This is a genomic window from Paenibacillus sp. tmac-D7 (assembly GCF_006519665.1).
Classification (GTDB): domain Bacteria; phylum Bacillota; class Bacilli; order Paenibacillales; family NBRC-103111; genus Paenibacillus_G; species Paenibacillus_G validus.
In genome coordinates this window covers 14,495-29,825 of record NZ_VIDW01000051.1, presented here as the reverse complement: position 1 = coordinate 29,825, position 15,331 = coordinate 14,495, and the positions used below count along the sequence as shown (strand labels likewise).

Genomic DNA, 15,331 nt, shown 5'->3' with positions numbered 1-15,331 from the left:
TCAATTCGACCCGAGGCCGGCCGAGAATCGTCCGCGCTCCTGCGAGGCGCGGACCGCTTGCACCAGCGCGGCCGGCACGGCCATGCCGGCCTCCGCCGCCCACGTCCCCGCGGCTAAAGCCTCGCGGGTGACGAACAGCACGAGCGCATCCGTGCCGGCGCTTGCCGCTGCTCCTGCCGGGATTCCCTCGCTTTCGCTTGTCCCGTCTGCCTCCACACTTCCATCCGCTCCCGCACTTGCTTCTACACCTGCATCGGCTAATACGATACGCAGTCGTAACTCCTGCGTCACATAGCGCTCGAACGCATCCATATCCGCTCACACCTTCCTCCGACCGTTATGTAGGTCGCACGACTTCCCGGTTTCTTTTCCTGCCGCAGCTCGTGCGCTTGCATCTACTAATCGTTACGCCCATACTTAAGCCATTCCGCTCACCTTGTAATAATCGGCAGCCCCCATGACGACCTCGCGCATCGGCAGATGGTAAGGACACATCGGCTCGCACAAGGGCTTCTCCTTACAGGGCTCGTGGTCGGCGCACGATAAAATCTTTTCCTTATTGTTCTGATAAAATCCGTCGCCCTTCGGCAGCAGGCCGAACGTCTTGCGGATTTGACTGGAAATCATAATGTCCGGAATCGCGATCTCCACCGGACAAGAGCAATAATTGCAGCGCCGGCAGTTATGCCCGCCCAGGTCAGCCGCCAGCCGCTCCAGCTCGGCACGCTCCGCGTGCCCCACTTCTTCGCGCATCGCCGCGATATTCTCTTCGACCTCGGCCTTGCTGACCATCCCGAACAGGATCACGTGAACATCTTGGCTGAACGGGTAGCGTATCGCCTTCGCCACGGGTTGAATAAAACCGCCCGACAGCGGCTTCATGGCCGTTTTCCCCATATTCAGACGGGTTAACTCCGGAATCAGCTCATCCAACGCGAACGGCTGCGCCAAATTCAGATGGAACAACACTTGATCGAACTGCTCCTTCTTAATCCACCTGGCCAACAAATCGGGCCGGTGCCCGGTAATGCCGATATGCCGGATGTACCCCTTCTCTTTCATCTCCAGCGCCGCCCGGTAAGCGCCTTCTTCGGCCATGGCCGCCTGATATTCCTCCACCTTATTCACATAATGGATTTGCAAAAGATCGATACAATCGGTCTTCATTCGCACCAGGCTTCGCTCGATCTCTTCCTTCGCCGTCTTGTAATCCCGCTTCGATGTCTTGGTAGCCAAAAAGTACTCCGACCGTCGGTGTGAAATGCATTCCCCGATAATTTCCTCGCTGTTGCGGTAGCCCGCCGCTGTATCGATATAATTAATCCCTTGATCGAGCGCATAGTTTAACGCTTCTCGCGCTTGCTCCAGCGGAACTCCCGGCAAATTCATCGCTCCAAAACCGAGCGAAGATACCCGATAGCCCGTCTTGCCGAATATGGAATAACGCATGACGTCCGTTTCCCTCCCCTGGTCCCTTGGTCCATAAGCTCTTTGATCATTATAGTTCAAACCTGCGCGAAAAAACACCCGTCCCCGGGTGTCCGTATCATCCAACTTGCCTCTTGCCAAGGCGGCTTTGCCGATAGCTTCAAAAAAACCGCACCCGGCCTGAATCAACAGCCGAATACGGTTCTCTTTCTTCAAGCGCCCCCCTGCCGTACACGCATCGCTCCCTGCCGTGTCACGGCAAGGATGGCTGATAGGCACCCATCGGCAGCGCAAGGAGATGACGTTTAATCGTCATTGTTATCACGGTCCCTGTTCCTGGAATCGTCCGACGTGGAGGAATTGCTATTCTGCTCCTGATTCTTCTTCGCTTCTTCTTGCCTCTTCCTGGCATCTTCCTGCTTCCTGCGTGCTTCCTCTTCCAGCTTCTTGCGTTCATCCTCCAACTTTTTCCGGGCTTCTTCCTGCTTCTCGCGCGCTTCCTCTTGCTGTTTCTTGCGTTCTTCCTCTTGCTTCTTCCGCGCTTCTTCCTGCTGATTCCGTTCTTCTTCCTGCTTCTTCTTCCTCTCTTCCGTCTGCTTCTTTAAATCTTCGAGGCGCCGGGCTTCTTCGCGCCGACGCTCATCATCCTTCTTTGCTTGCTCTTTATTGTTTGGGTTGTTGTCTTTCCTGTCGTCGCCCTTATTTGAGCCCGACCCGGACGATACCGGCTTCGTTACACCGGTCGACGGCTTCACGTTCGTGCCCTTGCGATCATCGTCGCGATCGTCGTCACGGTCGTCGTCGCGATCGTTGGACGATTTGCCGGTCGTACCGTTTCTCTTGGCATCGTCTTTATTGCCGCTGCCGGAAGAACCGTTTTTGCCGCCGGACATCACCGGTCCCGATTTATCGGAAGAGCCGTTCGTCGTCCAACCGTTCCTGCCGTTCGACGTTGTTCCTTTGCCGGAGCCGGTTTCCGTTTTCTTCTCCGCCACCTTTTTATCCAGCTCGCCCGCTTTTTCCTGCTTCACGAGCTGCTTCAAATCGGCCTTCGTCGGCAGTTGATTCAGTCGAATCGATTGGGCTATATCCGGCTTCGATTTGGAAATTTTCAGCACCGATTCCTTCTTCAGCTCCTCCAGCGTCACATCCGCCCCGCTGTTCTTTGCATTCAAATAAACGGAATATTTCCCCGTCGAGACACCGTTCTGATTGGCCGCCTCGCGAACTTCCGCCGGTGCCGCAAAAGCGGCTATTTGATAAGACTTCGCCTGCTGCGGGTGTGTCGTTTCAATGTGCTTGGCCACCTGCTGCTTCAGCTTGGCCGCGAGCGATTCGTCGTTCACCTTGCTGCCCTCCTGCACGACGGTGCTGGTAATGACGATTTCCGCCTCGCCCCCGGCGAGCGCCTTCTGCTCGGCCTTATCCAGCAAGCCTTCGGTCACTTGCTCAAGCTTTTTCCCCTTATACTCGAGCGATTCGACCAAGGCTATCCCATCTTCATTCAAGCCCCGAAGCTCCAGCACGTTCTCGTCGATGTCGATGCCCATCTCGACGCTTGGATTGATGTCCATCGATATGTAGGCGACAACCTCAGGACTGCCGAGCTTGCCGTTAAAGCTTGCGAACAGCACCAGGCAAAAAATGACGGCCGCCGCAATGGCGGATCTTCCCGCTACCGAGGGACTTCGCCAGTTGATGCCGGAACTCGCATAGACGATCTCTTCCCCGATTTCACAGGCTCTCGTTTTACGGGAAATACGGTCGAACTTGCCGTCGGACCGCATCACCACAATGTGCCTGTCCGTCATTTCCATGACGATTCCTTTATGCATATACGTCCCCCCCTTCCTTTAAGCCTCATCTCTGATATGTAAATAGTCTTTCAAATACGGGTACGGTCCGTTAAATATCAGAGCGACGGCGATAATGAATTTCCGATTACGTTCCAATGTTTTGCGGGAGACGTTTACCTGATCCAACAGTTCTTTAATCGGCAGCATGCGCTTTTGCAGCATGAGCCGCATCAAGTCTGCGTCGTCGGACAGTTTCTTGGCGATCCCGAATAAAGCTTGCCGCGAATCGTCATGCTTGGGTGAAGCCTCCACCAGCTCGTCAAATTTGATACCAAAGTCCGACAAGGAGCGGCTCAGATCGACGATCTCGCTTCGCCGTTCTTCCATGCCTTTCTGTTTCTCATACTGCTCGATCGCTTGGTGAATTTCGACCGGGTTGACCGTATGTTCCTCCTCGTCCTCCACCTCGAACGTGCTATAAGGAATTTGCCCGGCAAAACGCTGCTCTTTACGCACATAATCGATCAGCCTCCGGCGGATGACTTGCTCCGAGAACCCTAGAAACGAACGGCCCGCCTGCGGCGAAAACTGATTGATGGCCTCGTTGAAAGCACCTAGCGCGATGCTGAATTCGTCGTCCCTCGCAGGATCGACGTAACGTTTGCAAAATCGGCTTGTGACCTTCGCAACATATGGCTGATAATCGGTTATAAATTGGTTGCGTAGGCGCAGATCACCTTCTTGAATTCGAATGACAATCTCTTCCGGAGTTTGCAGTTTCTCCGGCTCCGTGTGGTGTGATTGACGTTTTCCTAAAAATCTTTTAAATAAAACAAGCAGCAACCGTTCCACCTCACACTAAATTTTTCGCTACCCTCTATACGATTACGGGGGTACAGCAGACGAGCTCCCCCTGGATTCTTACAGGAATATTTATGAAAAAAAACGTCCCTCCCGGCAGCGTGACGAACGCTGGACCGGAACGGATTCCGGGCACATCGTCATGTTGCCGATCACGCTGCTTCTCCCCGAGAACCGGTTGGGATGAAGAGGAGAAAGCGCGTGGTGGAGGGACGTTTCGTCGGGTCGTAAAGATCAGGACATGCCGCGCATCGTTTTTTTACTTTTCAGCTTGTTTCGACGCTGGCTCAAGACGTTCAACCGCTTCTTCAGTTGCCGCTCCCATTCGTCATCGCCGATTTCCTTGGCGACCGTGAGCAGGTCGAGCGCCATGTCGATTTGGCTGCGCACCACATCGAGCGGTTCTTCATCCTCGTGGTTCACGCAGTTCTCGAACAATTCGGCTTGATCGCGGTTCTCCACATACTCGCCGAAATCAACTTCCGGAGCTCCGTCCCCATGCGCATATTCGGCCAATATTTCGTATTCGTTCTCCACCAGATGATGCACTTCTACCCGGTGGCAAACCGGACAAAACAACAGAGGCACATTGTGAATCTGCGTTCTTATATGTTTTAACGTCCCCTTAGTCCCCAACATGCTGGCGCCGCAGCAAAAGCTCATTCACATTCGCCTCCAGTTTTGCATCTAAGTGACAACCGACATCGTAAATTGCGATACTGCGTTGTACGGTGTTGACAACCGGGCATCCGCTGCGATGCAGCAGCTGTAACACAGGCCGTGTTCCCCTTCGGGAGTCCGACCATCCTTAAAGTTATTCGACCAAATGTGTCAAAAATCCTCTTTTCCCCGAAAAACGCCATATGCTAAATATTGGTTGCGTATTATACCGCACGATTTTGGGAAAATTAACGCTTATTCCAACTGTATGAAGTGAGGTTTCCGGTTTATGATCAATCGCGTAAAGGAAAACTCCGGATCATCGGTACCCCGGCACTCGTTATGCACCGCTTAGCCGCCTCTATCCTGCTAGTGCTCGGCGATTAGGACGCCGCTGTATTCGCACTTGTAGAGCGGTGCCGCAAACGTATTCTAAACTTCATGCAAGCGGCATACATATCTAAATAAAGGCTTCGTCTTCGGAAAATCCGCTGCCGTTCCTACTGGCGCAGTCGGATTTTTCCCACTTAACCCCCGCGTCCCCGAAAGGAGAGAATCGCTTGTGCAATTAATTTCGATCGGCTCCAAGCAAATTCCGTTCGTGCAGTATGATGACCAAGCCTCGCAAATGCATATTCAGTATTACACGGGTCAGACGTACACCTGCCTTGACGTCGCCCCCGACCAGTATCAGATGCTGCTGCAATCTCCCAACCGGTATGACATGATCATGCGAATGGCGGCCACGAAGACGGTATTTCCCCCTCAAGCGTAGACGGCGGATCAAGTACATAATCTCCCTTGCCCAGCGGGAGATTATTTTTTTTAGACTATCACTATTTAATTTTGGTAATAATTAGGATGTGATTCTAGTAAGATCATCTTTTATTATCGCAAAAAAAGTGCGCCAGTATCCGTTTTCATTCATTTTCATGGATTGACCCACTTGCCAGAAAACGGTACTCTAAAGTATGAAGATAGCATTCTGGATAGAGAAGGATGTGGATGCATTGCCCAGACATCTTGTCATCGGGAACGGCAAGTTTTTAATCAACTTGGATCGCAACACCTTCATGCGCGATCTGTACTACCCTTATGTAGGGCAATTGAACCACATCGGCGGTTATCAATGCCGCGTCGGCTTATGGGTGGACGGCAGTTTCACCTGGCTTTCCGATCCCGAATGGAATATCGAGCCTTCCTATGTCGAGGACTCGCTTGTCACGGAAGTCCGGGCATCGCATTATCATCTGGGTGTCACGCTGCTGATCAACGACGGGGTACACCAACGCGAAGACGTTTACTTGAAACGCATCCGAGTCCATAACCACTGGGATAAGGTCCGCGAAATCCGGCTGTTCCTCAATCAAGACTTGGTCATTAACGAAACCGAAGTCGGCGATACCGCCGCATACTATCCTCTGAACAACACCGTGTTTCATTATAAAAAAGACCGCTACTTCATGTTCAACGGCCTGACCGGCAGCGAAGGATTGTATCAATATACGACCGGCGTCAAACGATTTTATAACGCCGAAGGCACATGGCGCGACGCCGAGGACGGCCACTTGTCCGGGAACGCTATCGCGCAAGGCTCCGTCGACAGCACGATCTCCCTGCGTGCGCACGTGGCGCCGAACGCGGACGAATCGCTCTACTATTGGATGAGCGCAGGGAAAGACCTTGAAGAAGTGAAGAAGCTCGACGCTTATGTGAAAGAGAGCCACCCCGACAAACTGCTGGAGCGGGCCATCATCTACTGGCAGCGCTGGGTCAACAAGTCGGAACGCGATTACGGCAACCTGACCGAAGCTTGTATCCGCATGTACAAACAAAGCCTGCTGATCGTCCGGACCCAAACCGACGTCAATGGCGCGATTATCGCGGCTAACGACTCGGAAATCATGCAATCGAACCGCGATCATTACAGCTACATGTGGCCGCGGGACGGCGCGCTGATCGCGTACGCCATGACGATGGCCGGGTACCAGGGGATGATTACGCCGTTCTTCCATTTCTGCGCGAATGCGCTGTCTCCGGAAGGCTACCTGCATCATAAATATAACCCGGACGGTACTGTGGGGTCCAGCTGGCACCCTTATCTGAACGGAGGCAAAATGCAGCTGCCGATCCAGGAGGACGAAACCGCGCTCGTCTTGTTCGCACTGTGGCAGGATTACGTCCGCCACGAGGTGATCGAGCTGCCGCAGTCCCTGTATCGGACGCTTATCCGGCGCGCGGCGCGGTTCATGTCCAGCTATCTGGAGCATGACTTGTCCCTGCCCAAGCCGAGCTACGACCTGTGGGAGGAACGGTACGGCATTTATACGTTCACCGCGTCGGCGGTGTACGGCGGGTTGATCGCCGCGGCCAACTTCTGCAGCCTGTTCGGCGACGAAGAACGCTCCAACCGGTACCGCCATACCGCCGAGAAGATCAAGAACGGCATCCTGAAGCATCTATGGGACGAAGAGGAAGGCCGGTTCGTCCGCGGCTTGTACCTCGAGAACGGACAATGGGTCAAGGATCGTACTTACGAGAGCAGCGTTTACGGCATCTTCGAGTTTGGCGTCCTGCCGGCCGACGACCCCCGCGTCGTCAGCACGATGCGGGCGAACCGCGATCGCTTAACCATCAAAACCGATGTCGGCGGCGTCGCCCGCTACTACCACGACTATTACTTCCAGCGTTCTTCCGATATCGAGAATATCCCGGGCAACCCGTGGATCATTTGTACGCTGTGGATCGCAGAGTGGGAAATCGAATACGCCAAGACGCTCGCCGATCTCGAATCGCCGCGCAAGACACTCGAATGGGTCGTCCAGCACGCGATGGAAAGCGGTATTTTGCCGGAACAGCTCGATCCGTTCAATGGCGATCCGGTCTCGGTCGCCCCGCTCACTTGGTCGCATGCGACCTACGTGCTCGCCGTCGTGAAGTATACCGAGAAGTACAAGAAGCTGCTCGCAGCTTCGAAATAAGTACAGAATAACGGGCAGTTCCGGGCAGGCAGAGCTCGGGTCTCCTGCTCCGGAGCTGCTCAAACCACACATAACGGAACAACAGTTCGCTTGCATGTGAGACGATCGCAGCCTTGAACTTCATGGAATAAAGCAACGCTGTTCCGCTATTCCTCAATTCGAGCCAGCGCTAGCCCCTTAGCCGCTTGCAATTTAAATGTCATTTAAAATAACATGGACATCTCTTTTTTTCATCATTTCCGATGTTTCTATCTCTTAATTGTTTAAGAAGCATGTTAGTTCTTCAGTGGAATAATATAAATGTTATTTTACATAACACATATTGACATGTATATACCTATGAATTACAATTCGAGGTAAGCGAATAAGTATCCCCTTTTCGTTTACTAGAAACCGTACATTTCTAGCTGCGAAATAAATAGGCACGTAGTGCGTATTTTTTTTCGTAGCTTTTTTGCATTCAAAGGAAGTTGAGCTCTTCATTTTCATATCAAACGGAGGAGTCAGTCATGGGAAGCTTGCTGATCAAGAATGCGCAAATCGTGACGATGAATGCACGCGAGGACATTGTAACCGGAGACGTCCGGATTCAGGACGACCTCATTCACGCCATCGGGCCCGACTTACAACCGATACCGGATGAGACGATCATTGACGCAACAGGTAGAACCGTCATTCCCGGCTTCGTCCAAACGCATATCCACCTGTGCCAAACGCTCTTCCGAGGCAAAGCCGACGATCTGGAGCTGCTCGATTGGTTAAAAAAGCGGATTTGGCCGCTGGAAGCCGCTCACGATCAGGAATCCATCTATTATTCGGCCATGCTCGGCATTGGCGAGTTGATCCAAAGCGGCACGACAACCATTGTCGATATGGAGACGGTCCATCATACGGACTATGCGTTTCAAGCGATTGCCGAAAGCGGAATTCGCGCCTTATCCGGGAAGGTCATGATGGATAAGGGAGATGAGGTCCCTTTACCTTTGCAAGAGAATACCTGGAACTCCCTCCAACAAAGCGTCGATTTGCTGGAGAAGTGGAACGGCTTCGATAACGGCCGCATCCAGTACGCGTTCTCCCCGAGATTCGTCATCTCATGCACCGAAGCCTTGTTACGGGAGGTTCAGAAGCTCTCGGCGCAGTATGAGGCGAAGGTGCACACCCATGCTTCGGAGAATCAGCATGAGATTCAAATCGTACAAGCAGAAACCGGCATGCGTAATGTCGTCTACCTCGATCACTTAGGTCTGGCGAACGAACGGTTGATACTGGCGCACTGCATCTGGCTGGATGCGGAAGAGAAGCGGATTATCCGTGAGAGAGGCGTGCACGTCAGCCATTGTCCCGGCTCCAATCTGAAGTTGGCGTCCGGTATTGCCGATACGCCGGGGATGCTGGAACTTGATATTTCCTTAAGCCTGGGCGCCGATGGGGCTCCGTGCAACAACAATCTGGATATGTTTAACGAGATGCGGCTGGCCGCGCTTATTCAGAAGCCCGTTCACGGCCCGACGGCCATGAACGCCCGCAGCGTCTTTCGTATGGCTACCATTGGCGGAGCCCGGGCCGTCGGCTTGGAGAAGCAGATCGGAAGCTTGGAACTCGGCAAGAAAGCCGACATGGCGATCTTGAACCTGAACAACTTCCACATGTACCCGTCCTTCGATGTCGATCCGATCTCCCGGATCGTCTACTCCGCCACCAGAGCCGACGTCGAAACGACCATTATTAACGGCAAGATCATCATGGAGAACGGAAAGATGCGAACGATCAACAAAGACGTCATCTTGCACGAAGCGAATCGTTCGATCCAGCGTCTGTTGAAACGAACCGCAATCAGCCGCTAGCGAAACAGCCGGGGATACACAGGCGTCGGCGCTCTGTCGGGGCGCCGACGCCGCTCCTTCAGGCACGTGGATGGGGGATTGATTCGGCAGACTTGCAGCCATTCTCATAAGAAAAGCTCCTGATCGGAGCCCTTTCGAGGAAAATCGCTATATCTCAAGAGAAAAACAACCCCGACGAAGCAAGGTTGTCCGTTTATTCGTGGGCATAAGTTTGTTCGTACTTCGCTGCGTCCCAGAGCTTGTCCAATTCGGCCGGATCGCTCATCTCGACGACTAACACCCAACCCTGCCCGTAGGGTGACATGTTGATAAGGCCCGGGTTCTCGTTCAACTTCCGGTTGATGTCGATCACCTTACCGGATACCGGCGCGTACAGTTCAGTAACCGTTTTCACCGATTCCATACTGCCGAACGGTTCTCCCGCGCGCAGCGTCTCCCCCACTTCCGGGAGCTCAATAAACACGATGACGCCGAACTCCTCCTGCGCAAAATCGGTTAACCCGACAACCGCGCGGTTTCCTTCAAGGCGTACCCATTCGTGATTTTCGCTGTATTTCAGTCCTTGGATGATTTCCATCGATCGCTCTCCTTCTTAACCTTCTTAAGCTCATATAGCGTGGAAAAACCCCAGAGCCTGCCCGGGTAGGCAGACTGAGGGGTATAAGGGTCGGAAAAATCCGATTATTTCGCCACCAAGTGCTTGTCCCCTTTTTTCCAACCAACAGGGCACAAACCGCCGGATTGCAAAGCTTCGAGTACGCGGAGCGTTTCTTCAACGCTGCGGCCTACATTGTTATGGTGAACGACTTGGTATTGCAATTCGCCTTCCGGATTGATGATGAACAAGCCGCGAAGCGCGATACCTTCTTCTTCGATCAATACACCGTAGTCACGGGCTACGGATTTCGTCAGATCGGATGCAAGCGGGAAGTTCAGCTTACCAAGACCGTTTTGGTCCACTGGTGTGTTGATCCATGCGCGATGGGAATGTTTGCTGTCAACCGATACGCCAAGGATTTCAGCGTTCACAGCTTTGAACTGAGGCGCCGCATCGCTGATCGCCGTAATTTCTGTCGGGCAAACGAAAGTGAAGTCGAGCGGATAGAAGAACAAGACGAGCCATTTGCCCTTGTAATCGGAAAGAGAGACTTTACCGAAATCGGAGCCATCGCCCAGAACTGTTTCCATCGTGAAATCAGGAGCCGGTTTACCTACTAAACGTTCAGACATGTGTATAATATCCTCCTTGTTGTAATTTATTGATAATGATTATCACACTTTAAATCCTATCATTCGACAATAGCAAAGTCAAGATTAAAGCAATTACTTCATGATAATCATTATAAACTGTCACATTTTGTACAAACCTGTCGGTCTCTTATCCCTTTTGGACTGGACTGACAAAGAAAAACTCTTAAGAAAGAGTATTTCCCAAGAGTTTAACTGTATACCCGGTTATAGTTTATTAACTAGCAAGCTTATTTACGGATTGCGTTCACGATCAAATCGCCCATCGCTACGGTACCGATGGCTTTGCTCTTATCGACAGCGATGTCGCCTGTACGGTGACCTGCATCAAGCACTTCTTTCACGGCGCGCTCGATCGCTTCCGCCGCGTCATGGTATCCGAACGTAAGGCGGTACATCAAGGCGACGGACAAGATGGTCGCGATCGGGTTCGAGATGCCTTGTCCCGCAATATCCGGCGCAGAGCCGTGTACCGGCTCGTACAAGCCGAAGGCGCCTTCGCCAAGGGAAGCGGAAGACAACATCCCGATCGAACCGGTCAGCATAGCCGCTTCGTCACTAAGAATATCTCCGAACATGTTCTCCGTCACGATGACGTCGAAGCTGGACGGACGGCGCAGCAGCTGCATCGCGCAGTTGTCCACGAGCACATGCTCAAGCTCGACATCCGGATATTCCGGCGCAATCCGGTTAACCACTTCACGCCACAGGCGGGAAGTCTCAAGCACGTTCGCTTTGTCGACCGAAGCAAGCTTCTTGCGGCGGGTTTGGGCAATTTCGAACGCTTGGCGCACGATACGCTCCACTTCTGTCACGTTATACACGCACGTATCGACGGCTTCCTGGCCTTGCGCGCCTTCGCGGCGGAACTTCTCTCCGAAGTAGATGCCGCCGGTCAGCTCGCGCACCACAATCAGGTCGGTGCCCTCGAGTACTTCCGGTTTCAAGGTCGAAGCGTCTTTCAAGCAATCGAACACGTTCGCCGGGCGAATGTTCGAGAATAAACCGAGTGCTTTACGAATGCCGAGCAAGCCCGTTTCGGGGCGAAGTTCTTTCGGGTTATTGTCCCATTTCGGACCTCCGACTGCGCCGAGCAGCACAGCGTCGGAATTTTTACAGATGTCCAGCGTCTCTTGCGGCAGCGGAGTGCCTTTCTCATCGATCGCGATTCCGCCGAACAAACCGTGCTCGAATTCAAAACGGTAGCCGAACAGCTCCTCTGTCTTCTTCATCACTTTAATCGCTTCCGCCACAACTTCGGGACCGATCCCGTCGCCTGCGATGACGGCGATTTTCTTTACATCTGCCATTCGTTCCACTCCTCATTTCATTGGGGTTCATTAGTTCAGTTGTAGCATATTTATCCGCTGTTTACAAAGATATAAAATCTATCATCTTCATAGGCATTGACTATATACCTATAGGTTGATCCTCGGGACCGATTTGAAGGTTGTCATCCTAGTTGCAAAGGATTAAAATAAATTTAATAGATTCAATACAACTATAAAGCGCGACATAACTGCCCGCTGTTAAAGGAGTCCATTCCCATGAATTATCGCTTCTCGGAGACGATCGACAGCTTCAAATCGTCCGCCGTTCGTGAGATTCTGAAGCTCACGCAAGGACGCTCGATCATTTCGCTCGCCGGCGGTTTGCCGAATGAGCAATACTTTCCGCTGGATGCCGTACGAGACGCGTTCGCGCGCGTGTTCGAGCAAGGCAACAGCGTACTGCAATACGGATTAACGGAAGGCTTCACCCCTTTACGGGAAAGCATTTCCAAGCATTTGGCGCGCAAAGGCATTCATGCCGGCATCGACAACATGCTGCTTACAACCGGCTCTCAGCAAGCGATCGACCTGCTGACGAAAATTTATGTCGACCCGGGCGACGTCATTCTGGTAGAGAAGCCGACGTATTTGGCCGCCATTCAAGTGTTTCAATCGCATAAAGCGCGGCTTGTATCGGTGGACTGCGACACGGACGGCATGAACCCGGAAGATTTGGAACGCAAAATCAAGCTGCATCAGCCGAAGTTCGTGTACGTCATCCCGACGTTCGCCAACCCGACAGGAAAAGCCTGGAGCATCGAACGCCGGCAGCATACGCTGGACATCTGTAAGCGCAACAACGTGCTCATTCTGGAGGACGATCCATACGGAGAGCTGCGTTTCGGCAAAGGCGAGCCCTTGCCTTCCATCTTCTCGCTGGGCGGCGAGGCGGACGGCAATCCGGTCATTTACACGAGCACCTTCTCCAAAATCGTCGCCCCTGCGCTGCGTACCGGCTGGGTCGTCGGCGATAAAGAAGTCATCCGCCATATGGCGCGCGCTAAACAAGCGGCCGACCTGCATTCGAGCACCATGGACCAGCAGGCGATCCACCAAATTTTCGAAAGCTTCGACATTTACGGTCACATTGATCTGATTCGTACGCAGTACGAGATCCGGATGCACCAAATGATCGATCTGTTGAAAGCGCAAAATTGGGAAGGTGTAAAGTGGGTTGAGCCAAAAGGCGGCATGTTCATCTGGGTGGAGATGCCACAGCACATCGATACCGCCGAACTGATGAAGTTCGCCGTCGAGGAAGGCGTCGCTTTCGTACCGGGCGTCAGCTTCTATGCCGACGAGCCGCAAACGAATTCGATGCGACTCAACTTTACGCATACAGACTACGAAGAAATGAAAACGGCGTTCGAGCGGCTGAACCGCGCCATCGAAAAGTTACAATCGGTCGCCGTTCAACCGTAAGACACACTTCCGATTATTCGCCTTCTGAGGATAAAAAAAACGACTGACATTTAAATGTCAGTCGTTTTTGCGTTAAACCGTCGATACGTTGTTGCGTCCGCGTGCAGGCGTTTTGCGTTTGTCAATCAAACGGTTGATCGCATCCACATAGGCGCGCGCGCTCGCTTCGAGGATGTCTGTGCTCACGCCGCGGCCCTGTACGGAATAATCGCCCTGCTTCAGCACGACATGCACCTCGCCGAGGGCGTCCTTGCCTTGCGTCACGGATTGGATCGAGTAGTCGTCAAGCTCAACGTCTTCCTTCGTCGCTTTATCGATCGCATTGTAGATCGCGTCGACGGAGCCGTTGCCAACTGCCGCTTCATCCAGCGTCTGGCCTTCCAGCGTACGAATCCGCACCGTTGCGGTCGGCGTGGATTGGTTCCCGTACGACACTTGGATCATCTCGAGCGCGAACACTTCCGGCGTCTCGATCAGCTTCTCCTCGACCAGCGCCAGGATGTCTTCGTCAGTGACCTGCTTCTTCTTATCGGCCAATGCCTTAAACTTCCCGAACGCCGTATTGAGCTGTTCGTCGTTCAAGCTGTAACCAAGCTCCACCAGCTTCTCGCGGAACGCGTGACGGCCGGACAGCTTACCCAGCGGCAGCTTGCCGCCCTTCAGCCCGATCTTCTCCGGAGACATGATCTCGTAGGTCGTCTTCTCCTTCAGCACGCCGTCCTGATGAATGCCCGATTCGTGCGCGAAGGCGTTGGCGCCGACAATCGCCTTGTTCCCCGGCACGACCATGCCGGTCAGCTTGCTGACCAAGCGGCTCGTACGCGCAATCTCGGATAACGTCAGCGTTGTCTTCGCCTGGAAGTACTCCTGACGCGTCTCGAGCGCCAACGCCACCTCTTCGATCGCCGTGTTGCCGGCGCGCTCGCCGATGCCGTTGATGGTGCCCTCGATCTGATCCGCACCGTTCAAAATCGCCGCCAAGGCGTTCACCGTAGCCATCCCGAGGTCATCGTGACAATGAGCGCTAAGCTGGATCTTCTCGATGCCCGGTACGGTTTCCTTCAACGTCTTGAAAATGTTGCCGTACTCATACGGGGTCATGTACCCGACCGTATCTGGGATGTTCACGACCGTCGCGCCGGAGCGGATCGCCAGATCGGTTACCTCGCAGAGGAAATCAAGCTCGGTACGCCCTGCATCCTCGGCCGAAAACTCGATTTTGCTGAAATATTTCCTGGCATACTTGATCGCCGCTTCAGCCGCTTCCAACACCTGATGCTTCTCCATTCTCAGCTTATGCTTGCGGTGAATGGGGCTGGTCGCCAGGAACAGGTGAATACATGGATCCTCCGCGCCTTGAAGCGCCTCACGCACGGCTTCGATGTCCTGCTCGCGCGAGCGGGACAACCCGATGACAGATGCATTCTTGACGGCTCTGGCCACCGCGTTAACGGCAGCCAGATCGCCGGGGGATGCTGCCGGGAAGCCGGCTTCGATGCGGTCTACGCCAAGCTTCTCGAGCTGCAAAGCAATTTCCACCTTCTCCTGAATGTTCAGGTTGACGCCTGGAGATTGCTCGCCGTCACGCAGCGATGTATCGAAAATATAAATTTTTCTCATGCCGGTTTCACCTACGCTTTACCGAAATATGGAATACTTACTTAAAGCAGAAAAAGGTACGGCTCGAAACGTGCGGAACGCCCGGCGCTTCCGGTTCGTCCCGCCTGACGTCATCAAGCCGACCTTATACAGTGCTG

13 protein-coding genes are annotated in these 15,331 nt (G+C 53.3%); 4 read left to right on the top strand and 9 right to left on the bottom strand.

The window, feature by feature from the left end; all coding sequences use genetic code 11:
* The 5 genes from FKP33_RS23165 to FKP33_RS23145 form a co-directional block, all read right to left on the bottom strand.
* Window positions 1–312: a hypothetical protein gene (locus FKP33_RS23165; RefSeq protein WP_141336464.1), complete on the bottom strand. Its 312-nt coding sequence runs from the start codon at window positions 310–312 to the stop codon at window positions 1–3.
* A gap of 105 nt (window positions 313–417) precedes the next feature.
* On the bottom strand, window positions 418–1,644 hold the full coding sequence (locus FKP33_RS23160) for an aldo/keto reductase (protein WP_258313537.1): 1,227 nt from the start codon (window positions 1,642–1,644) through the stop codon (window positions 418–420).
* 89 nt (window positions 1,645–1,733) lie between these two features.
* Entirely contained in the window at window positions 1,734–3,263 is a 1,530-nt protein-coding gene (locus tag FKP33_RS23155) for an anti-sigma-I factor RsgI family protein (RefSeq protein ID WP_141336463.1), read from the bottom strand.
* Between the two features lie 18 nt (window positions 3,264–3,281).
* Window positions 3,282–4,067, bottom strand: a complete 786-nt coding sequence (gene sigI / locus FKP33_RS23150) for an RNA polymerase sigma factor SigI (protein WP_127610476.1) — start codon at window positions 4,065–4,067, stop codon at window positions 3,282–3,284.
* A 252-nt stretch (window positions 4,068–4,319) separates the two neighbouring features.
* A complete protein-coding gene (locus tag FKP33_RS23145) occupies window positions 4,320–4,748 on the bottom strand; it encodes a hypothetical protein (protein ID WP_127610478.1) in 429 nt (142 codons plus the stop codon).
* Window positions 4,749–5,307: 559 nt separating this feature from the next.
* Between FKP33_RS23145 and FKP33_RS23140 the strand changes: the two genes are divergently transcribed.
* The 3 genes from FKP33_RS23140 to FKP33_RS23130 all read left to right on the top strand — a co-directional run bounded on the left by FKP33_RS23140 (window position 5,308) and on the right by FKP33_RS23130 (window position 9,573).
* A complete protein-coding gene (locus tag FKP33_RS23140) occupies window positions 5,308–5,520 on the top strand; it encodes a KTSC domain-containing protein (RefSeq protein WP_054797932.1) in 213 nt (70 codons plus the stop codon).
* 235 nt (window positions 5,521–5,755) lie between these two features.
* Entirely contained in the window at window positions 5,756–7,726 is a 1,971-nt protein-coding gene (locus FKP33_RS23135; RefSeq protein WP_181410253.1) for a glycoside hydrolase family 15 protein, read from the top strand.
* A 509-nt stretch (window positions 7,727–8,235) separates the two neighbouring features.
* Window positions 8,236–9,573 carry a 5'-deoxyadenosine deaminase gene (locus tag FKP33_RS23130; RefSeq protein ID WP_127610482.1) on the top strand — a complete coding sequence of 446 codons (1,338 nt, stop codon included), beginning with the start codon at window positions 8,236–8,238 and terminating at the stop codon, window positions 9,571–9,573.
* A 193-nt stretch (window positions 9,574–9,766) separates the two neighbouring features.
* Here the strand turns inward: FKP33_RS23130 and gcvH are convergent, their stop codons facing one another.
* From gcvH to leuB, 3 genes are all read right to left on the bottom strand, one after another.
* A complete protein-coding gene (gcvH, locus tag FKP33_RS23125) occupies window positions 9,767–10,150 on the bottom strand; it encodes a glycine cleavage system protein GcvH (RefSeq protein WP_127610484.1) in 384 nt (127 codons plus the stop codon).
* Window positions 10,151–10,254: 104 nt separating this feature from the next.
* Window positions 10,255–10,803, bottom strand: a complete 549-nt coding sequence (locus tag FKP33_RS23120) for a peroxiredoxin (protein ID WP_054800195.1) — start codon at window positions 10,801–10,803, stop codon at window positions 10,255–10,257.
* 248 nt (window positions 10,804–11,051) lie between these two features.
* On the bottom strand, window positions 11,052–12,131 hold the full coding sequence (leuB, locus tag FKP33_RS23115) for a 3-isopropylmalate dehydrogenase (protein ID WP_127610486.1): 1,080 nt from the start codon (window positions 12,129–12,131) through the stop codon (window positions 11,052–11,054).
* 237 nt (window positions 12,132–12,368) lie between these two features.
* On the opposite strand from leuB, the gene FKP33_RS23110 reads away from it, so the two are divergent.
* Window positions 12,369–13,574, top strand: a complete 1,206-nt coding sequence (locus FKP33_RS23110) for an aminotransferase-like domain-containing protein (RefSeq protein ID WP_127610488.1) — start codon at window positions 12,369–12,371, stop codon at window positions 13,572–13,574.
* A 72-nt stretch (window positions 13,575–13,646) separates the two neighbouring features.
* On the opposite strand, the gene FKP33_RS23105 is transcribed toward FKP33_RS23110, so the two are convergent.
* Entirely contained in the window at window positions 13,647–15,194 is a 1,548-nt protein-coding gene (locus FKP33_RS23105; RefSeq protein WP_127610472.1) for a 2-isopropylmalate synthase, read from the bottom strand.
* Window positions 15,195–15,331: the final 137 nt, after the last annotated feature.

Excerpts from the sequence above, each read along its gene's own strand:
- FKP33_RS23165 (WP_141336464.1), bottom strand. The coding sequence starts at position 312 with ATGGATGCGTTCGAGCGCTATGTGACGCAGGAGTTACGACTGCGTATC.
- FKP33_RS23155 (WP_141336463.1), bottom strand. The coding sequence starts at position 3,263 with ATGCATAAAGGAATCGTCATGGAAATGACGGACAGGCACATTGTGGTG.
- FKP33_RS23145 (WP_127610478.1), bottom strand. The coding sequence starts at position 4,748 with ATGAGCTTTTGCTGCGGCGCCAGCATGTTGGGGACTAAGGGGACGTTA.
- FKP33_RS23130 (WP_127610482.1), top strand. The coding sequence starts at position 8,236 with ATGGGAAGCTTGCTGATCAAGAATGCGCAAATCGTGACGATGAATGCA.
- gcvH (WP_127610484.1), bottom strand. The coding sequence starts at position 10,150 with ATGGAAATCATCCAAGGACTGAAATACAGCGAAAATCACGAATGGGTA.
- FKP33_RS23120 (WP_054800195.1), bottom strand. The coding sequence starts at position 10,803 with ATGTCTGAACGTTTAGTAGGTAAACCGGCTCCTGATTTCACGATGGAA.
- leuB (WP_127610486.1), bottom strand. The coding sequence starts at position 12,131 with ATGGCAGATGTAAAGAAAATCGCCGTCATCGCAGGCGACGGGATCGGT.
- FKP33_RS23110 (WP_127610488.1), top strand. The coding sequence starts at position 12,369 with ATGAATTATCGCTTCTCGGAGACGATCGACAGCTTCAAATCGTCCGCC.
- FKP33_RS23105 (WP_127610472.1), bottom strand. The coding sequence starts at position 15,194 with ATGAGAAAAATTTATATTTTCGATACATCGCTGCGTGACGGCGAGCAA.